Here is a 17,488-nt window from a genome sequence, read left to right on the forward strand (position 1 = left end):
CTGTGCCTTTTGCGCGATTTGGGCCGTTCCCATGCGCGGCCTCCAATGCCATAGGGGGCGCATGGATGCCAGCCGCGAAACCACCGCCGAGCGACTTCTCGACTGGTACGATGCGAACGCGCGCACGCTGCCCTGGCGCGCGCCGCCCGGAACGCCCGCGCCGGATCCCTACCGCGTCTGGCTTTCCGAGGTCATGCTCCAGCAGACCACCGTGGCTGCGGTGAAGGAGTACTTCGCCAAATTCACCCGCCTGTGGCCGAGTGTGGCCGACCTTGCCGCCGCGCCCGACGAGGAGGTCATGGCCGCCTGGGCGGGGCTGGGCTATTACGCGAGGGCCCGCAACCTGCTCGCCTGCGCGCGCGAGGTGGCCGCGCGCGGCGGGACCTTCCCCGAGACCGAAGCCGAGCTGCGCACACTGCCGGGTCTTGGCCCCTATACCGCCGCCGCGGTCGCCGCGATTGCCTTTGGCGCGCGCGCGGTCGTGGTCGACGCCAATGTCGAGCGCGTCGTCTCGCGCCTCTTCGCGATCGAGACCCCTCTGCCCGCCAGCCGTCCCGAGATCCGCGAGCGTACCGATGCGATCACGCCCGATGCCCGCGCGGGCGACTTTGCCCAGGCGATGATGGACCTGGGCTCGGGCATTTGCACGGTGCGTGAACCCAGGTGCCTGCTCTGCCCGCTCTCGGACACTTGCGCCGCACGCGCTTCGGGAGACCCGGCGCGTTTGCCGGTCAAGGCACCCAAGAAGGCGAAGCCACCCGCACGGGCCGGGCCTTCTGGATCGAGACACGGATCGCCGGCGAGGACCATGTCTGGCTGGTGCGCCGCGCGGGCAAGGGGATGCTGGGCGGCATGCGCGCGCTTCCCGACGATGGCTGGGCCGCGCGCCAGGACGGCCACGGCGAGGACCTGGCGCAAGGGCCCTGGGAGCCGGCGGGGCGGGTCGCGCATATCTTCAGCCACTTCGCGCTGGATCTGCGCCTCGCCATTCACGCCGGAGCATCGCCGCCCGAGGATCTGGGCGAAGGCGAGTGGTGGCCGCTTGAAAAGCTGGATGACGCCGGGCTCCCCACGCTCTTTGCCAAGGCCGCGCGGCTGGCGCTGGCCCACACGGGAGAGGATGCATGACGCGCGAGGTCGAGGGTTTGCAGCATGCGCTCGACCGGCGCCGTCTTCTCATGCTGGGCGCCGCGGCGGGGCTGGGCGCGCCACTGCTCCCCCGGCTGGCACTTGCTGCGCAAGCCCGTGACCTGTTGCCTCGGGTTCGGGCTGTCCTTGCGCGCTGGACCGGGCCGGGGCGCTTTCCGGGCATGATCGCGACGCTGGGGCTTCCCGGGCAAGCGCCCGAATATGTCCTCTCGGGCATGCAGAGCTTCACCGAAGATAGCGCGATGGCGCCCGACAGCCTCTTTCGCATCTATTCGATGACCAAGCCCGTCACCGGCATGGCCGCGATGCAGCTGATCGCCGATGGCCTGCTCGGCCTTGACCAGCCGCTGCACGAAATCCTCCCCGAATACGCGGACATGCAGGTGCAGGACCGCTACGACGGCTCGCTCGACGCGCTGCACGACGCGCCCCGCGCGATCACCATCCGCCACCTCCTCACCCACACCGCCGGGATCGGCTACACCATCGTCCAGAAGGGGCCGATCAAGGACCTGATGGAGGACAAGGGCCTGATCCCGGGGCAGGTCAGCCGCCTGAAGGTGCCGGGCATCTTCAATGGCGAGACGGTGGGCAGCCTCGACCTTTTCGCCTCGCGTCTCGCGCAGGTGCCGCTGGTAGCCGATCCGGGCACCAAGTGGATCTACTCGATGGGGCTGGACCTGATGGGCCGGGTCATCGAGGTGGTCTCGGGCCTTGCCTTCGACAGGTACCTGCGCGAGGTGATCTTCGCGCCCGCGGGCATGGAGAGCACTACCTTCCAGGTTCCCCGCGAGGAAGCGGGGCGTCTTACCACCAATTACGGGGCGCTCGGGCAAGGGCTCGTGCCCATCGATACGGGCGCGGATTCGATCTACCTCGATCCCCCGCCCTTTCCCTTCGGCGGGGCCGGGCTGGTCAGCACCCCGGCCGACTATGACCGATTCCTGCGCCTGCTGGCCCAGTTCGGCGAGCTGGACGGGCGCCGCATCCTCTCCGAACTCGCCGTGCGCACGGGCACTCGCAACCTCCTGCCCGAAGGCGTCGCAGGCCCGGTCACGCAAGGGCGGCCGTCCGGCTTCGGCGCGGGTGGGCGCGTGGGGATGGGGCCGGAGAGCGGTATGTTCGGCTGGTCGGGCGCGGCCGGAACGGTCGCCATGGTCGATATGGCCAAGGGGCTGCGCTCGCAGATTTTCGTCCAGTTCATGCCGCCCGAGGCCAGCCGCCTGCTTCCCGAATTCCAGTCGGCGCTCAAAGCCGACGTGACCGCGCTCCTGGAGAGAACCTGACATGCCCGCCCGTCCTGCCACCGTCCCGATCGCGCCGATTTCCTACGCCGGATCGCCGCTCGACCGGGCCGATCACATCCGCACCAATCCCGAGGCGTTGGCCCTCCTGCGCGGGCCCGGCGCGCGGGTGCTGCTGCTCGACGGGCTCGACCCGCTGCTGAGTTCTGCGGACACGCTGCGCTGGGGTGATCTCGATGCCGTGTCGCCCGAGGCTGAACTGGTGTTTCTGGGCCTTGACGGCGAAGGGACGGAGCGCCGCGCCTGCTTTGCCCCCGTCCCCGTGGTCCAGCCGGGCGAGACCCCGCACGCAGGGCCCGCCAGCTGGAGCGCGATGGCGGTGCTCTCCCACGAGGAACTGGCGATCTACGGCGGAGCCCGCGCGCTTGTCGGCTGGCACGCGCGGCACCGCTTCTGCGCGCAGTGCGGCAGCGAAACCGTGCTCGACAAGGGCGGCTGGCAGCGCACCTGCACCTCGGTCACGTGCGGCGTGCCCCATTTCCCGCGCGTCGATCCGGTCACGATCATGTCGGTCGAGCACGAGGACCGGCTGCTCCTGGGGCGCCAGCCGCGCTTTCCCGAAGGGCGCTACTCCGCGCTTGCCGGGTTCGTGGAACCGGGCGAGACGGTGGAAGAGGCGGTCGCCCGCGAGGTCTTCGAGGAAGCGGGTGTGCGCGTCCATGACGTCACCTACATCGCCAGCCAGCCCTGGCCCTTCCCGTCCTCGCTGATGATCGCCTGCCACGCGGTGGCCAAGGACGATGCCATCACCATGGACGAGACCGAACTCGACGACGTGCGCTGGTTCACCCGCGCCGAAGTCGAGGAAGCCGTTGCGGCCAAGACCGAGCGGGGCGAAGCGGGCCTCGCCTTCGACGCCCCGTCGCAGAGCGCGGTGGCCTATGTCCTGCTCAAGTGGTGGCTGGATCGCGGTCCGGTGGAATGATCGGGAAAGATGTGAAGCTTTAGGAAGGACAATAGAAGCAAGTCATTTTTCAAGGGGCCATCGCCCCTTGACCCCAAAATGGGCGACCTCACCATTCTCGGCCCACGCAGCTGGTGAGAGGTGAGGTCGACGGTATCGGGAGCCCGAGGGCAATAGCCTCGGAATCATCCTTCTGACGTCCTCATTTCGTCTTGAAACCCGGCTTTCCGATGTTCAACGACGCCTTAAACCAGCCCCAGTTTCATCAGCTCGCGCGCCAGCTTGGGGGGCATGATGTCACCGCTGTCTTCCCCATCGGTGAGGTCGCGCGGGGCGTCCTCGTCCTTGAGGTAGCGCCAGCCCTGGTGGGCGCGCTTGGGCTTGGTGACGACCGGGATCAGCCGCGGTTCGAGGCGGATGTGCCAGCGCCCGTCGCTTTCGCGTTGTTCAAAGCCCAGGATCGGCGAGCGGCCGATGAGCGCGTGCTCGAAGATCCAGTAGAGCGAGCCGCCGACCATCTCCTCCTGCCGCTTGGGCACGTAGCGGGTGGTGAGGCGCGCCTCGCCGAAGGGCGCGTGGCTTTCCAGCCAGGCGCGCAGGTCGGCGGGGCTCTGGGCGGCAAAGGCAATCTTCGTCATGTGCAGCGGCATGACAGGCTAGATAGGGAGGATGGGCGCGAACGCCAACACGGTTCTTGCGTGTGCGCTCAGCCCACCAGCCCGGACATCGTGGCCAGGCCCAGGAAGACGAGGAAGCCCATCGAATCGGTCGTCATCGTCACGAAGACCGAGGACGAGATCGCCGGGTCGGCGTTGAGGCGTTCGAGCGCGAGCGGGATCAGCACGCCCGCCATCCCCGCAATCACGATGTTGGTCATCATGGCCGCGGCGATCACTCCGCCCAGCATCGGGTTGCCGAAGATCAGCGAGACCGCGAGGCCGATGATGACGGCGACCGTGCCGCCATTCAGAAGCGCGATGGTCATCTCGCGCCGGACCGCGCGCCAGGCGTTACTCGGGGTAAGCTGGTTCATCGCGAGCGCGCGCACGGTGACGGCCAGCGTCTGCGTGCCCGCATTCCCGCCCAGCCCCGCCACGATCGGCATGAGCGTGGCGAGCGCGACCATGGCCGCGATGGTGTCCTCGAACATGGCGATGACCGCCGAGGCGAGCGTGGCGGTGAGCAGGTTCGCGATCAGCCAGCGCACGCGGCCCGACCAGGCGTCGCGGATCGGCTCGTTGATGTCGCCATCGCCCGCGCCGGACAGGAGCAGGGCGTCCTCGCCCGCTTCCTCGGAAATGATGTGGACCACGTCGTCGACCGTGATCTGGCCGATCAGGCGGCCCGAGGTGTCGACCACCGCGGCCGAGATCAGCGCGTACTTCTGGAAGCGCAGCGCGACCTCTTCCTGGTCCATGTCGACCGGGATCAGCGTCTGCTCGCGCTTCATCACGTCGTAGAGCGGGATGTTGCGCGGGCAGCGCAGGATCCAGGACAGGAGGCAGGTGCCGATCGGGCGGTGCATCGGATCGACGATGAACACTTCCCAGAACTCGGTCGGCAGTTCGCGGTGTTCGCGCAGGAAATCGATGAGGTCGCCCACCGTCATCGTCTCGGGCACGGCCACGAACTCGCGGCTCATCATGCGCCCGGCGGATTCGTCGGGGTAGGACAGTGCCGATTCGATGGCCGCGCGGTCTTCCGGCTCCATCTCGGCCAGGACCGCGCGCTGGTTGTCCTCGTCGAGGTCCTCCAGCATCGCGACGGCATCGTCGGTGTCGAGCTCGCCGGCAAAGCCCGCGACCACTTCGGCGGGCAGCGTCTCGACGAGGAGCTCGCGCACCCAGTCGTTCAGCTCGGCGATGACCTCCACGCCCATGAGGTCGCGGATCGAGCGCGCCAGCACCGGGCGCTCGTCGGCATCGACCAGCTCGAACAGGTCGGCGATGTCGGCGGGGTGGAGCGGTTCGACCAGTTCGTAGACGCGGTCGAAGTCTTCCTCCCACAAGGCGTCCTTGACCGCGCGGACGTAGTCGGCCTTGAGGCGGTTGTCCTCGTCGAGGCTTTCGCTCTCGGTTTCAGGCTCACCGTCCGGATCCTCGGGAAATTCGGACGCAGCAAGGCTCTCGTCGCGCAGATCCGCGTCCTCGATGCGTTCGTCCTTGAGATCCGTATCGCTCATGGGGCGGGTCTACGCGGCAATTTCGCAATTGCAACAGTTCCCCCCGGCGCGGATGAATTTCGTGCACGCTGGCCGCGCGGAACGTGACAACGGCGCACCATCGCCTATATCGGGGGCCGGTTCACATGGCGCCCGCCCCCGCGCGGCCTGCCAGCCCACCTAATGGCCCGCATCCGCGCGGCGACAGGAGTTTTCGATGGCTGATGAATTTCTCACCTTCACGCTCGACACCGGCAACGGCGAAGGCGGCGACGTCAAGATCAAGCTGCGCCCCGACCTGGCCCCCGGTCACGTCGAGCGCATCAAGGAGCTGACCTCGGAAGGTTTCTACGACGGTATCCTCTTCCACCGCGTGATCCCCGGATTCATGGCGCAGGGCGGCTGCCCCAACGGCACCGGCATGGGCGGTTCGGACAAGCCCGACCTGCAGGCCGAATTCAGCGCCGAGCCGCACGTGCGCGGCGTGTGCTCAATGGCCCGCACCAGCTACCCGCACTCGGCCAACAGCCAGTTCTTCATCTGCTTCGACGATGCGCGCTTCCTCGACAAGCAGTACACCGTCTGGGGTGAAGTGGTCGAAGGCATGGATCACGTCGACGCGCTGCCCAAGGGCGAGCCGCCGCGTGAGCCGGGCAAGATCGTGAAGGCCGCGCTCTCGTAAGAGTGCGGGCCGCATCCGCGCCCCATGCGGGGGGCGGATACGCTGAAAAAGGGCGCTTCCTCTTGAGGGGGCGCCCTTTTTTCGTGGGCGTGATCCAGAACACACCCCTTGCGGCGAATCGCTTGGTATCCTCGCCCCTGGATGGAGGGTGTGATGAGCAGCGAACGGGTGGCGGTGCACATACGCGCAGAGGATTGCGGGGCCGGGCGGGAGGAGCGCTCTGGCCCCGTGATTGCCTGGCAGGACTATGCGCCCGGTTGGGCGCTGCTGGGCTTCATGGCCTACGTCTTCGTCGTGCGCCTGTTCGACACCGACCGGATGCTGGCCTGGCGGGTCTCGCGCGAGGCGCTCGGGGAGGGGCACCTCGCCACGCTGCAGATGCACATGTTCGCCCATGCCTCCGCGCTGCACCTTGCGATCACGGCCTTTGCCTTCGTGCCGCTGGCCGCGCTGGCGGTGCATCGGCTGGGCGGGGGGCTGTGCGCCTGGCTGCGCCTTGGCCTGCTCTTCGAGGCCAGCGGGCTGGCCGGGGGGCTGGCCTATCTTGCGCTCCACCGCGCGGGAGGCGAGGGCTTGCTGGGCGCCTCGGGCGTCGTGTTCGGGCTGATCGGCTTTCTTGCCCGGCACAAGGCGATGACCGCGGGCGTGGGCGAGGTCTGCTCGGTGGCGATGGGGCGCGAGGTGCTGGCCATGGCGCGGACCCAGTTCTGGGCGGTCTGCGCGCTGGGCGGGGTGCCGGTGCTCTTCGAGGCCGCCTCGGGGCTCGCCTGGGAGGCCCATCTGGGCGGATTCGTCACCGGGTTCCTGCTTGCCCCGGCTCTGGTGGCGCTGGGCGCGCTGGGCAAGACGGGCGCTTGCGGCGAGGGATAGACCGACGGGCCGGATCGCGCTGATCCGGCCTGACGGACGTAAGGGGGGGCTTGCGGTGTTCGGGCCGTGGCCCGGAAGTCTTAGAGGCCAGCCTGCTGCAGCCACTCGTGGAACATGCGCACGGGACGCGTTTCGAGCGCCTTGGGGCGGCACACGAACCAGTAGCGGTAGGGGCTTTCCACATCGATGTCGTAGAGGCGCGCCAGGCGGCCGTCGTTCGAGCGGCGGAAGTGATCATCGTGCATGATCGCGATGCCCAGCCCCTGCGCGGCGGCTTCGAGCACGAGCTGGCCGGAGTCGAACTTGTCGACCGAGGCGGGCTCCAGGTCCGGCAGGCCGATCGCCTTCTTCCACGCATCGAGGCTGTCGGGCAGGTCCTGGTGGATCAGGAAGGTCTGTTTGGAGAGCTTGTCCTTGTCCGGGCGCGGTCCCAGGTCGTTGGCCATCTCGCGCGAGACGATGCCATAGACCTTGTTGTGGTCAAGCTGGACACGGTAGAAGGCCGGGTCGGGTTCCTTGGCCAGGATCACCGCGGCGTCGAGCGTGTCGCCCACGCGCGCTTCGAGGTGCGTGCCGGTGTCGATGTCGATGTGCAGGCGCGGGTGCAGCTTGCGCAGCTCGGGCAGGCGCGGGAACAGGCGCTGGCCACCGAACAGCGAGGGGACGCCCAGGTGCAGGCGCAGGACCTGGCCGCGGTCGATCTGCGATTCCACCGCCTCGGCCAGCTCCTCGAGCTTGGGGCCGACGACGTTGTAGAAGGCCTGGCCTTCGTCGGTCAGCTTCATCGCCTGGTGCTGACGGGTGAACAAACGCTTGCCGGTGAAGTCCTCGAGAGCGGCGACACGGCGGGAGAGGGCGGACGGACTGAGCGCGAGCTCGTTCGCGGCGGCCTTGGCGGAACCTAGGCGGACGACGCGGACGAACGCTTCAAGCGCGCGCAGTGGGGGAAGTCGACGTACGGGCAATGTCTCTGGTCTTTTCGCTTCGGTTCACCGCGCGCGGGAGTGCGCCGGTGTGCATGGGTACTCTCAGTCTTCCTCTCGGACGGGCTCTTCGAGAGGCGGGTGGAGGCGAAGCCTCGTGACGTGCCGCTCGTTGCCGTCGGTAATTTCTATGCGCCAGCCGCTGTCGTGCTCCAGGATCGTGCCGACCTGGGGGACCTGCTCGGCGAGGACGAAAGCCAGGCCGCCCAGAGTATCCACGGCTTCCTCGATCTCGGCAAGGCGCGGGTCGATGCGCTCGGCCACATCCTCAAGCTCGGCGCGCGAATCGGCGTCCCAGACCCCGTTCTCGAGCGGCACCAGCCATTCCTCGGCGGCCTCGTCGTGCTCGTCCTCGATATCGCCGACGATTTCCTCGACGAGGTCCTCGATGGTGATGATGCCGTCGGTGCCGGTGTACTCGTCGATGACGACGGCGAGGTGCACGCGCTGGGCGCGCATGTCGGCCAGCACGTCGAGCGCGCCGCGCGACTGGGGCACGAACAGCGGCCGGCGCAGCAGGCTGGTCCAGTCGGCCGGGGCCGGCTCCCCGCGCGCGAGGATCGGGAACACGTCCTTGATGTGGATCATGCCCTTCACGTCATCGAGCGATTCGCCATAGACCGGCAGGCGCGAATGGCCGTGCTCGGCAAAGGCCTCGACCACTTCGTCAAAGCTGGCCGAGGCGGCAATCGCGACGATCTCGCCGCGCGGGATCGCGATGTCGTCGGCATCGTGCTCGGAAAAGTGGAGGAGGTTGCGCAGCATCTGGCGCTCGAGCGGCGACAGGTCGCCGCTGGGCGCTCCGTTTGCGTCGGTCTCGCCCTCATGGTTGTTGATGACGTCTTCCAGCTGCGCGCGCAGCGACTGGTCGGCGTCCCCCTGGAACAGTTTGCGGAATGCACGCCAGAGCGTGCCGGTACTGTCCCCGTCTCCTGGGTCGGTGTGGCGGCCATTTTCGGCCATCGTGATTGGGTATCCCTCGAAGGTTAGTTGCGGTCCCCATATGGGTCGGCAATGGCAAGAATCGCAAGTGCCTTTGTTTCGAGCGCCTCCATGGCCTCGGCATCGGCGTCGGAAATCTCATGGTCGAGGCCCGCCAGGTGAAGCAGGCCGTGGATCAGGAGGTGTGTTGCATGTTCCTGAATAGAAACGTTTTTCTCACTTGCTTCGCGCGCGCAGGTCTCTGCGGCGAGAGCGATGTCACCCAGCATTTCGGGCGGGCCGTCTTGCTGTAAATTCAACAGTTCGACACGTTCCAGCATGGGGAAGGAAAGAACGTTGGTGGGCTTGTCCTTGGCGCGCCACTCGCGGTTGAGCGTGTGCACCTGCGAATCCGAGGTGAACAGAACGCTGGTAAGCAGCCGTTCGTGCCCCAGTTCGGGAGCCACCTGGACAAGCGCCTCGAGCGCCCGTTCGGCCAGGTCCACCCAATCGGTGTCGCCGGGCCAGGGGGCTTCGATGTCGATCTCGAGTTCCATCGCCGCCCCTTAGCGCTCCAATGCGCCCGGGTCGAGCGGGGAAAAGCGGGAACTCGGCCCTTTTTGCAATCGATATTGCAGGGCGCGCGTCACGTTGAGGTCACAAAGCGCAAGGCAATAATCCAGGCCGAAAGGTCTGTGCGCAAACTGCAAGGGCGCTTGGCAGGGAGCAAGGAAGGGACGTTCCGAGGGCCATCGCCCTCGGGCTCCCGGAATGGTCTGGCTCACCCCTGTCGCACTGCGTTGGCCGAGGATGGTGAGGTCGCCCATTCTGGGGTCAAGGGGGGATGACCCCTTGAATCGTCTCTTCCTTCCCTTCTTAGTCCTCGTCGTACTGCGAAAGCGGGCCCTCGTAGGCTTCGACGATGCGGCCCACGATGGGATGGCGCACGACGTCGGCGGCGGAGAAGCGGGTGACGGCAATCCCGTCCACGCCTTCGAGCTTGGTCACGGCATCGGCGAGGCCCGACATGCGGTCGCCACCGGGGATGTCGACCTGCTTGGGGTCGCCGCACACCACCATCCGGCTGTTCTGGCCGAAGCGGGTGAGGAACATCTTCATCTGTTCGCGCGTGGTGTTCTGCGCCTCGTCGAGGATGACGAAGGCATCGGCCAGCGTGCGCCCGCGCATGAAGGCGATCGGCGCGATCTCGATCTCGCCGCTGGCGAGGCGGCGTTCCACCTGCTCGGGCGGCATGCAGTCGTAGAGCGCGTCGTAGAGCGGGCGCAGGTAGGGATCGACCTTGTCCTTCATGTCGCCGGGCAGGAAGCCCAGCTTCTCGCCCGCCTCGACCGCGGGGCGCGAGAGGATCAGGCGCTGGACCGAGCCGGTCATCAGCTGCGAGACGGCCTGCGCGACCGCGAGGTACGTCTTGCCCGTGCCCGCCGGGCCGAGCGCGAAGATGACGTCCGACTTGGCGAGAGCGCGCATGTACTCGATCTGGGTGGTCGAGCGCGGCACGATGGTCTTGCGCCGGGTGCGGATCATGATCGGCGGGCCCTTGCCGCCGTTGTCGGCATCGCCGGTGATGATGCCATCGAGAGTGGGTTCGGCCGACATCGAGATGAGCGCCTCGATTGCGCCCGAATCAAGCTCCTGGTGGCCCTGTTCGAGCTGCCGGTACATGCCCGTCACCGTTTCGCGCGCGCGGGCGACGGCGTCTTCGGGTCCCTCGATCTGGATCTTGTTGCCGCGCGCGGCGATGTAGACGCCGAGGCGGTTCTCCACCTGCACGAGATTGGAATCGAATTGTCCGAACAAGGCCCCCAGCAGCGTGGGTTCGTCGAATTCCACTTCGACACGGGCGCGACGGTGGGTGTCGGGCCTCAGGTGCACCGTATCGTTGTCGGCGCGGGCTGCTTTACGGGCCATGCGTTCCTTTCTGATGAGGATGGTTTGCTTCCAAGGCGAAAGATGGCCCTGTGCGCGCCCGCTTGCAAGAGGGGGGTGGATCGCAGGGGCGTTGGCGGTGGAAAAGAATCGGCCCGGAAAGCCCGCACGGGGCATCGCCCAGATCGTGCAATCTATCGGATACTGGAATTATTTTCAGAGGGTTGCTGTTCCGATCTGGCGGGCGATCCCACGCATTTGCGCGGGTTTCCCGGGACCTGTCCAGCGCTGCGACACTGCTGAGCGGGAGGTGTACGGCGCGCTCTCGCTTCGTTCATGTAGGGTGCGTAAAACCTGAATGCACAGACCGCCACCCCGGCTGCATGTTGAAGGAGTTTTTTCATGCGTAAGTTCATCCTGATGGCCCTTGCCGCCAGCGTTGCCGTTCCCACACTGGCGGTGCCGACGATGGCCTCGGCCCAGAGCTACCGCGAGGCGCGCGAGAGCCAGCGCGACCTGCGCGAGGCGCGCCGTGACCTGCGCCAGGCCGAGCGCCATGGCGACCGCCGCGATGTCCGCGAGGCGCGCCGCGACGTGCGCAGCGCAAGCCGCGAGGCGCGTGAGGACTGGCGCGACTACCGCCGCAGCCACCGCAACGTCTACCACCGCTCGGCCTACCGCGGTCCCTCGGGCTATCGCTACAGCCCCGTTGCGGTGGGGCACCGCTTCCAGCCCGCCTACTATGGCAGCCGTTACTGGGTGAACGACTACGCCCGCTATCGTCTCCCGGCGCCCCACGCCGGTGCGCGCTGGGTGCGCTACAACAACGACGTGGTCCTGGTGAACGTCCGCAATGGTCGTGTTCTCACCGTCTACAACGGCTTCTTCTGGTAAGTTGCCCTCTCCAACGAGTCCCCTACGGCGGCCCCGGTGAGCAAGCACCGGGGCCGCTTTGTATTTGGGGAATGCGAAAGGGAGAGGGCGAAAACGTCAGAAGAGATATATCCGAGGGCCATCGCCCTCGGGCTCCTCGAATTGTCGAGTCACCCTCCACGCGCTACCGGGGCTGAGAATGGCGAGGCTGCCCATTCTGGGGTCAAGGGGCGATGGCCCCTTGAAATACTACCTCCCTTGTCCCCCCTCGAAAAGGCGCGCCTTTGCGGCGAGTTGGGGCCTGCGCGGCGCGGGTGTGCTTGCCCGGGCCGCACAGGGCCGATAGCCTGCACGCCATGTACCAATCTCTCGTGGCTTCGTCCGCCGCTCCGTCGGCTCGTCTCGGTCTCGCGCGCAAGGGTGTTCCCGTGGCAGCGCTCGCCCTCGCTCTGGCGCTCGCGGGCTGCAAGGGCGATGCGCCGCCCGCCGGAGAGCCGAGCGCGACGGCCAGTGCGGGGGCGTCCGACGCGCTCGTCGCGGATCCCGAGGCCTTCGTGCAGAACTACGTCGAGGACGAACTGGGCGGCGATCTCGGCGTGGTGCACGTCAATAGCGCGAAAATGGACCTCGATGGCGATGGCACCGAGGAAGTGCTGGCCTATGCCAGCGGGGCAATGATGTGCGGGACGGGTGGGTGCAACCTGCTCGTGCTCAAGCCCGAGGGCGACAGCTTCCGGATCGTGGGCGATCTTTCGGTGGTGCAGCTCCCCGTCGGTGTGCTCGACAGCACGACCAACGGCTGGCGCGACCTTGCCGTTTCGGTTTCGGGCGGGGGCATGGCCGCGGGGATCCGCCGCGTGCCTTTCGATGGAACGCGCTACGCTTCCAACCCGACGAGCGACGGGATGGACGAGGCGGCAGGCATGGGCACCGTGCTCATCACGCCCGACGATCTCAATCCGCCCGAGGGTGAGGACGCCGACGCGCAGCCCTGAATCGGGGCCCTGAGGCGGGGCCAGAGCTGGCGCGTCAGGCGGCGAGCCAGTCGCGCAGGTGCGCGGTGACCGCCGCGCCCTGTTCCATCGGCGCCATGTGGCCGCATTGCTCCACGAGTTCGAGCCGCGCACCGGGCGTGTGGGCGGCAATGTCGCGCGCGCGCTCGGGCGGCGTCAGCTTGTCCTGCGCGCCCGCCAGCACCAGGGCTGGAACATTGATCCGGGCAAGGTCGGCGCGCGAATCGGGGCGGGCCATGATCGCGCGCTGCTGGTTGGCGTAGGTCTCCAGTCCGACGCCAAGCGCCATTGCGACGACCGCTTCGGCCGTGGCGCGCTCCGTGTCGGGATGGACGAGCCGTCGCAGGCTGCCGCGCAGCACCGCCTCCAGGCTGCGCTTGCGCGCGGTGGTGATCGCGGCCTGGCGCAGCCGCGCGGCGTCGGCATCGTCCGCGCCCGCGCTGGTGTCGAGAAAGGCGATGCGGCTGATCCGTTCGGGGGCCTGGCGCCAGATTTCCATCGCCACGTAGCCGCCCATCGAGAACCCTGCGAGCGCGAAGCGCGGCGGGGCCGCAGCGAGGATTCGGCGTGCCATCGCGGGCAGGCTGTCGTCGTGCAGCGTGTCGCCGATCATGGGCGCGGCGACATCGGCAAGCCCCTCGACCTGCGCGGCCCACAAGGTCTCGTCGCACGACAGGCCCGGGACGAGCACGAGCGGCTGGCGCGCGTCGGCGCCCCTCGGCATGGCGGTCATGGTCGCAGGGTCAGGCCGAGGCCGGGACCTTCAGCGCACCCGCGATCGAGTTGGGCCCGGCTTCGACCAGTTCGACGGTGACGACATCGCCCACGGCGACATCGCCCGTGAAGTGGACCGACTGCAGCCAGGGCGACTTGCCCAGCCATTGGCCCGGGTGCTTGCCACGCCGCTCGACGAGGACCTCGCAGGTCTTGCCGACAGAGGCGGTGTTGAAGGCGTACTGGTCGCGGTTGAGCGCTGTCTGCAGGCGCTTCAGGCGCTCGTCCATGACGGGCATGGGGACCTGCTCGCCCATCGTCGCGGCCGGGGTGCCCGGGCGCGGCGAATACTTGAAGCTGAAGCACTGCGCGTAGCCGACCGTATCGACCAGCCCGAGCGTTTCCTCGAACTCGGCGTCGGTCTCGCCGGGGAAGCCGACGATGAAGTCGCCCGAAAGCGCGATGTCGGGGCGTGCCTTGCGCACCTCTTCCAGGATCGTGAGGTACTTTTCGACCTGGTGCGCGCGGTTCATCGCTTTGAGTACGCGGTCGCTGCCCGACTGCACGGGAAGGTGCAGGAAGGGCATGAGCTTGGCGACATCGCCGTGCGCCTCGATCAGGCCCTGGGTCATGTCGTTGGGGTGGCTGGTGGTGTAGCGGATGCGGGCCAGATCGGGGATCTCGGCCAGCTCGCGGATGAGGCCGTCGAGCCCGACGCTCTGCCCCTTCGCGTTTGCGCCGGTCCAGGCGTTGACGTTCTGGCCCAGCAGCGTGATCTCGCGCGCTCCAGCCTCGACAAGGCGCTTGGCCTCCTCGATGAGGTCGGCGTGCGGGCGGGAGATTTCCGCGCCGCGGGTATAGGGCACCACGCAGTAGGTGCAGAACTTGTCGCACCCTTCTTGCACGGTGAGGAACGCGGTGGGCCCGGAGCGGCGGCGCTTGGGCAGCGCGTCGAACTTGGTCTCGGCGGGCATGTCCGTGTCGGTCATGCGCCGACCTTCTGAGGCCGCCTTCACCATGTCGGGGAGGCGGTGGTAGGCCTGCGGGCCGACGACCATCTTCACGGCAGGGGCGCGCGCCATGATCTCCTCGCCCTCGGCCTGCGCGACGCAGCCCGCGACCGCGATCAGCGGCGAGGAGCCATCCTCACGGCGCAGGCGGCCAATGTCGGAATAGACCTTTTCGGCGGCCTTTTCACGGATGTGGCAGGTGTTGAGGACGACGAGGTCGGCATCCTCGCCCTCGGGCGCGGGGGTGATCCCCTGCTCGGCCAGGAGTTCGGCCATGCGATCGCCGTCGTAGACGTTCATCTGGCAGCCAAAGCTCTTGACCCGGTAGGTCTTCGGATTCGCAGGTGGGGGCGCGGAATGGGACATGGCGCGCCGTTACACGCCTTTGCGCGGGTTTTGAAGAGGGGGAGGTGCCGGGAGCGGCACGCAAGGGCGCTCCCGGCGGGCTAGGGTTTCAGGAAACGGGGACTGTCGCGGCGTCGAGGGCCGGTTCGTCAGCACCTGTCTCGCCGCCCTGGGTCATGGGGACCTGGAGGGGGGCGACAGGCTGCGCGGCGAAGGCAAGTTCGACGTCTTCGTCGATGAAGCCGCCCACCTGGCCGCCCATGGGAAGAACGGCGCTGGTCCCGGTCATGAAGAAACCGGCCACGGGCACGAGCGCGATGGCCCCGACTACCCCGGCCGTTCCGGTGACGCCCTTGTCATCGAAGTTCCCGGTCAGGCGGATCTGGCGCCCGTCGACGCGCAAGTACAGGAGCCGGGCTTCCAGCTTGCCCGACTTGCCCCACATGCCCTTGTTCCGCACGCTCGTGAGCTCGCCCCACGCGGGAGACCCCGCCGGAATGACCTGGACGCCATTGATCTCGACGGGGGCGGCAACCTCCAGCTGGAAGCGCTGGCCGACCTTGGCGACCTTCTTCTTGGTGGTGATCTCTTCAAGCAGGCGGAGCTGGATGGGGGTTCCCGCGCGAAGGACGGCGTTGCGCGTCGCCGGGGTCGCAGGAAGGAGGGCAGGTGCGGCCTGCGTTGCCAGGGGTGACCTGGAGGCATCCCCCATATCGGTGTCCTGAGCGTGCGCCGTGGAGGCCAATACCGAAGCCAGGAAGAAAGTCGTTGCGATGCGTTTCAATGGAAGAGCCCCCGATTCAGGAAAATCTCGACATGAGATCTTCGTGGTCGGGCTATGGCGTCGTCTCGGCAAAAGAGTAGTTAATCGATTTTCATCACAATTTCTTTTGCCGGGGGTGTGGCCGAAAGGATGCACCAGGTGGGCAGGGCACTTCAGGTCAGCACATAGCCGTCCGGTTCGAGGACAGGGGGCAGGTCGTGGTGACCGGCGGCGTGGAGGAGGTCGCGCTCGATGGTGCGGACCATGGCGGCAAGCGGCAGGTCGTTCTCGTCGCGGCCGAAGGGATCGCTCAGCTGGTCACCCAGCGCATCAAGGCCGAAGAAGGCGTAGGCGACGAGGAAGGCCGGGAAGGGCGCCCATAGGCCCAGCTGCGGGACCAGTGCGAAGGGCAGCAGCAGGCAAAAGGCATACGCCGTGCGGTGGAGCAGCAGCGAATAGGAAAAGGGCACCGGCGTCGCCTTGATCCGCTCACACCCGCCCTGGACCGAGGCCATCTCGCTGAGCTGGGTTTCGAGGACCGAGTAGTGGATCGCATCGATCGCGCGCGCGTCGGCAAGCGCGCGGCAGCCCATGCCGACCGCGCGCAGGACGGCGTCTGTGGGGTTGGGGGCGCCCGTCCACTCCGCGTCGCGCGCGGCGTGGCGGGCAATGGCGGCGACCTCGTCCTCCTCGCGCAAGCGTGCGGCCAGCCCCGCGGTGAAGCCCGCCAGCGTTTCGAGCAGCGGGGCGGCGTGCGCGCGCTCCAGCGTCGCGTCTGGCGCGCGAAACTGCGCGCGGCGACGATCAGGCGGCCCCACAGCTGGCGGCCTTCCCACCAGCGGTTGTAGCACACCGTGTTGCGAAAGCTCATGAAGATGGAGAGCGAAAGGCCGATCAGCGTGAAGGGCATCGCGTGGAGCGGGGCCAGCCAGGACGGCGCGGCCTGTCCGATCAGCACGCTATCGCCGAGGCCGCCAGCACCACCAGGAGCGGACGCAGGATCTGCGGCAGGATGGAGCCGCGTGTGGCGATCAATACATCGCGGAAGCTGGGGGTGTTGCGTACGATCATCGGGGCAGGGCTCTGGATGGGGCGCGAGTCGCGCCGGGAATGGACGCCTTAGCCAATCCGAAGGAGAGTTCCGAGGGCCATCGCCCTCGGGCTCCCCATACTATCTGGCTCACCTTTCGCGCCCGGCCTTTGCTGAGATCGCGCCCGGCCTTTGCTGAGATGCGGGAGGTTGCCGATTCTGGGGTCACGGGGCGATGGCCCCATGAACGAGTCTTGTCCTGCTTGCTTTCGTCGCGGCTGGAGAACGGCCTGCCAGCGCAATTTGTTGCCTGTTTGTCAACGGCTTCGTTTTGTCTCTGGAGAGCCACGCGGCGTCAGGTGCGCGCTTGCATCGAGGGCCCGCGTGCCGAGATTGAGGCTCGAACGTGACGAAAACGATCGGAGAACGACATGAACCGCATGAAGCTTGCCCTCGCGGGCACCGCAGCCCTTGGCGCCGTCGCAACCGGCGGTGCCGTCCAGGCCCAGAGCGCTCCGCAATCTGCCCCCCAGCAGGCGCCCGGCGCAGCGGCCTCGAGCGCGGATTTCAGCGACCAGGAGGTGAAGCAGTTCGCCACCGCCGCGGTCAGCATCCAGAACATCCAGAAGGACACCGCGGTCTCGGCCGAGGAAAAGCAGACCAAGATGGCTGGCGCCGTCCAGAGCTCGGGCCTGTCCCCTGAGAAGTTCAACCAGATCGCGGTCGCCTCGCGCAGCGACACGACCCTCATGCAGCGCATCCAGTCGGCCGCAACCGGCAATCCGTGATGGCGTGATGCGTTGTTGCGGCCCTGCCGGGCCGCATGGACCGGGAGGCCGCTGCGTCTCCCGGCTGTCTCTCCCCGCCTTTGCCCCTCTG

At 67.7% G+C, this 17,488-nt stretch carries 17 protein-coding genes and 2 pseudogenes; 8 read left to right on the forward strand and 11 right to left on the reverse strand.

Annotation, left to right across the window (positions count from 1 at the left end; genetic code table 11):
- The first annotated feature begins 61 nt into the window (after positions 1–61).
- The 3 genes and pseudogenes from MBENS4_RS09335 to nudC all read left to right on the forward strand — a co-directional run bounded on the left by MBENS4_RS09335 (position 62) and on the right by nudC (position 3,378).
- Positions 62–1,128, forward strand: a pseudogene (locus MBENS4_RS09335) (A/G-specific adenine glycosylase).
- Complete coding sequence (locus tag MBENS4_RS09340; protein WP_039390350.1) at positions 1,125–2,435, forward strand: serine hydrolase domain-containing protein; 1,311 nt, start codon at positions 1,125–1,127, stop codon at positions 2,433–2,435. Before MBENS4_RS09335 ends, MBENS4_RS09340 begins: the two are co-directional and overlap by 4 nt.
- Before the next feature lies 1 nt (position 2,436).
- Positions 2,437–3,378 carry an NAD(+) diphosphatase gene (gene nudC / locus MBENS4_RS09345; RefSeq protein WP_052322149.1) on the forward strand — a complete coding sequence of 314 codons (942 nt, stop codon included), beginning with the start codon at positions 2,437–2,439 and terminating at the stop codon, positions 3,376–3,378.
- A gap of 224 nt (positions 3,379–3,602) precedes the next feature.
- Here the strand turns inward: nudC and MBENS4_RS09350 are convergent, their stop codons facing one another.
- Positions 3,603–4,007, reverse strand: a complete 405-nt coding sequence (locus MBENS4_RS09350) for a DUF1489 family protein (protein WP_039390352.1) — start codon at positions 4,005–4,007, stop codon at positions 3,603–3,605.
- 56 nt (positions 4,008–4,063) lie between these two features.
- A complete protein-coding gene (gene mgtE / locus MBENS4_RS09355) occupies positions 4,064–5,539 on the reverse strand; it encodes a magnesium transporter (RefSeq protein ID WP_039390354.1) in 1,476 nt (491 codons plus the stop codon).
- A gap of 196 nt (positions 5,540–5,735) precedes the next feature.
- On the opposite strand from mgtE, the gene MBENS4_RS09360 reads away from it, so the two are divergent.
- Together MBENS4_RS09360 and MBENS4_RS24045 are read left to right on the forward strand one after the other, a co-directional pair.
- A complete protein-coding gene (locus tag MBENS4_RS09360; RefSeq protein ID WP_039390356.1) occupies positions 5,736–6,200 on the forward strand; it encodes a peptidylprolyl isomerase in 465 nt (154 codons plus the stop codon).
- Between the two features lie 153 nt (positions 6,201–6,353).
- On the forward strand, positions 6,354–7,070 hold the full coding sequence (locus tag MBENS4_RS24045) for a rhomboid family intramembrane serine protease (RefSeq protein WP_159108039.1): 717 nt from the start codon (positions 6,354–6,356) through the stop codon (positions 7,068–7,070).
- 80 nt (positions 7,071–7,150) lie between these two features.
- On the opposite strand, the gene MBENS4_RS09370 is transcribed toward MBENS4_RS24045, so the two are convergent.
- From MBENS4_RS09370 to MBENS4_RS09385, 4 genes are all read right to left on the reverse strand, one after another.
- Positions 7,151–8,035, reverse strand: a complete 885-nt coding sequence (locus tag MBENS4_RS09370; RefSeq protein WP_052322151.1) for a LysR substrate-binding domain-containing protein — start codon at positions 8,033–8,035, stop codon at positions 7,151–7,153.
- A 63-nt stretch (positions 8,036–8,098) separates the two neighbouring features.
- Entirely contained in the window at positions 8,099–9,016 is a 918-nt protein-coding gene (locus tag MBENS4_RS09375) for a hemolysin family protein (protein ID WP_039390358.1), read from the reverse strand.
- A gap of 23 nt (positions 9,017–9,039) precedes the next feature.
- Positions 9,040–9,531: an rRNA maturation RNase YbeY gene (gene ybeY, locus MBENS4_RS09380; protein WP_039390360.1), complete on the reverse strand. Its 492-nt coding sequence runs from the start codon at positions 9,529–9,531 to the stop codon at positions 9,040–9,042.
- Between the two features lie 319 nt (positions 9,532–9,850).
- Positions 9,851–10,903 carry a PhoH family protein gene (locus MBENS4_RS09385; protein ID WP_039392118.1) on the reverse strand — a complete coding sequence of 351 codons (1,053 nt, stop codon included), beginning with the start codon at positions 10,901–10,903 and terminating at the stop codon, positions 9,851–9,853.
- Positions 10,904–11,263: 360 nt separating this feature from the next.
- Here MBENS4_RS09385 and MBENS4_RS09390 point away from each other — a divergent pair, with 360 nt between their 5' ends.
- A complete protein-coding gene (locus tag MBENS4_RS09390; RefSeq protein ID WP_039390362.1) occupies positions 11,264–11,755 on the forward strand; it encodes an RcnB family protein in 492 nt (163 codons plus the stop codon).
- A gap of 407 nt (positions 11,756–12,162) precedes the next feature.
- A complete protein-coding gene (locus MBENS4_RS09395) occupies positions 12,163–12,729 on the forward strand; it encodes a hypothetical protein (RefSeq protein ID WP_052322152.1) in 567 nt (188 codons plus the stop codon).
- A gap of 34 nt (positions 12,730–12,763) precedes the next feature.
- Here MBENS4_RS09395 and MBENS4_RS09400 read toward each other — a convergent pair whose 3' ends face one another.
- The 5 genes and pseudogenes from MBENS4_RS09400 to MBENS4_RS27285 all read right to left on the reverse strand — a co-directional run bounded on the left by MBENS4_RS09400 (position 12,764) and on the right by MBENS4_RS27285 (position 16,650).
- Positions 12,764–13,480: an alpha/beta fold hydrolase gene (locus tag MBENS4_RS09400; protein ID WP_242404850.1), complete on the reverse strand. Its 717-nt coding sequence runs from the start codon at positions 13,478–13,480 to the stop codon at positions 12,764–12,766.
- 10 nt (positions 13,481–13,490) lie between these two features.
- On the reverse strand, positions 13,491–14,837 hold the full coding sequence (gene miaB, locus MBENS4_RS09405; protein WP_039390364.1) for a tRNA (N6-isopentenyl adenosine(37)-C2)-methylthiotransferase MiaB: 1,347 nt from the start codon (positions 14,835–14,837) through the stop codon (positions 13,491–13,493).
- An 88-nt stretch (positions 14,838–14,925) separates the two neighbouring features.
- On the reverse strand, positions 14,926–15,528 hold the full coding sequence (locus MBENS4_RS09410) for a hypothetical protein (protein WP_242404851.1): 603 nt from the start codon (positions 15,526–15,528) through the stop codon (positions 14,926–14,928).
- 224 nt (positions 15,529–15,752) lie between these two features.
- A pseudogene (locus MBENS4_RS09415) lies at positions 15,753–16,489 on the reverse strand (bestrophin family protein).
- Between the two features lie 41 nt (positions 16,490–16,530).
- On the reverse strand, positions 16,531–16,650 hold the full coding sequence (locus MBENS4_RS27285; RefSeq protein ID WP_304413562.1) for a bestrophin family ion channel: 120 nt from the start codon (positions 16,648–16,650) through the stop codon (positions 16,531–16,533).
- Between the two features lie 390 nt (positions 16,651–17,040).
- Here MBENS4_RS27285 and MBENS4_RS09420 point away from each other — a divergent pair, with 390 nt between their 5' ends.
- Positions 17,041–17,397: a DUF4168 domain-containing protein gene (locus MBENS4_RS09420; RefSeq protein ID WP_052322153.1), complete on the forward strand. Its 357-nt coding sequence runs from the start codon at positions 17,041–17,043 to the stop codon at positions 17,395–17,397.
- The last annotated feature ends 91 nt before the right edge of the window (positions 17,398–17,488 follow it).

The sequence above is a fragment of the Novosphingobium sp. MBES04 genome (assembly GCF_000813185.1).
Classification (GTDB): domain Bacteria; phylum Pseudomonadota; class Alphaproteobacteria; order Sphingomonadales; family Sphingomonadaceae; genus Novosphingobium; species Novosphingobium decolorationis.

What these genes read in the sequence shown, in the direction of transcription:
- MBENS4_RS09350 (WP_039390352.1), bottom strand. Translation starts at nt 4,007, where the DNA reads ATGCCGCTGCACATGACGAAGATTGCCTTTGCCGCCCAGAGCCCCGCC.
- MBENS4_RS09400 (WP_242404850.1), bottom strand. Translation starts at nt 13,480, where the DNA reads ATGACCGCCATGCCGAGGGGCGCCGACGCGCGCCAGCCGCTCGTGCTC.
- MBENS4_RS09360 (WP_039390356.1), top strand. Translation starts at nt 5,736, where the DNA reads ATGGCTGATGAATTTCTCACCTTCACGCTCGACACCGGCAACGGCGAA.
- mgtE (WP_039390354.1), bottom strand. Translation starts at nt 5,539, where the DNA reads ATGAGCGATACGGATCTCAAGGACGAACGCATCGAGGACGCGGATCTG.
- MBENS4_RS24045 (WP_159108039.1), top strand. Translation starts at nt 6,354, where the DNA reads ATGAGCAGCGAACGGGTGGCGGTGCACATACGCGCAGAGGATTGCGGG.
- MBENS4_RS09390 (WP_039390362.1), top strand. Translation starts at nt 11,264, where the DNA reads ATGCGTAAGTTCATCCTGATGGCCCTTGCCGCCAGCGTTGCCGTTCCC.
- MBENS4_RS09340 (WP_039390350.1), top strand. Translation starts at nt 1,125, where the DNA reads ATGACGCGCGAGGTCGAGGGTTTGCAGCATGCGCTCGACCGGCGCCGT.
- MBENS4_RS09385 (WP_039392118.1), bottom strand. Translation starts at nt 10,903, where the DNA reads ATGGCCCGTAAAGCAGCCCGCGCCGACAACGATACGGTGCACCTGAGG.
- miaB (WP_039390364.1), bottom strand. Translation starts at nt 14,837, where the DNA reads ATGTCCCATTCCGCGCCCCCACCTGCGAATCCGAAGACCTACCGGGTC.
- nudC (WP_052322149.1), top strand. Translation starts at nt 2,437, where the DNA reads ATGCCCGCCCGTCCTGCCACCGTCCCGATCGCGCCGATTTCCTACGCC.
- MBENS4_RS09420 (WP_052322153.1), top strand. Translation starts at nt 17,041, where the DNA reads ATGAACCGCATGAAGCTTGCCCTCGCGGGCACCGCAGCCCTTGGCGCC.
- MBENS4_RS09410 (WP_242404851.1), bottom strand. Translation starts at nt 15,528, where the DNA reads ATGGGGGATGCCTCCAGGTCACCCCTGGCAACGCAGGCCGCACCTGCC.
- ybeY (WP_039390360.1), bottom strand. Translation starts at nt 9,531, where the DNA reads ATGGAACTCGAGATCGACATCGAAGCCCCCTGGCCCGGCGACACCGAT.
- MBENS4_RS09375 (WP_039390358.1), bottom strand. Translation starts at nt 9,016, where the DNA reads ATGGCCGAAAATGGCCGCCACACCGACCCAGGAGACGGGGACAGTACC.
- MBENS4_RS27285 (WP_304413562.1), bottom strand. Translation starts at nt 16,650, where the DNA reads ATGATCGTACGCAACACCCCCAGCTTCCGCGATGTATTGATCGCCACA.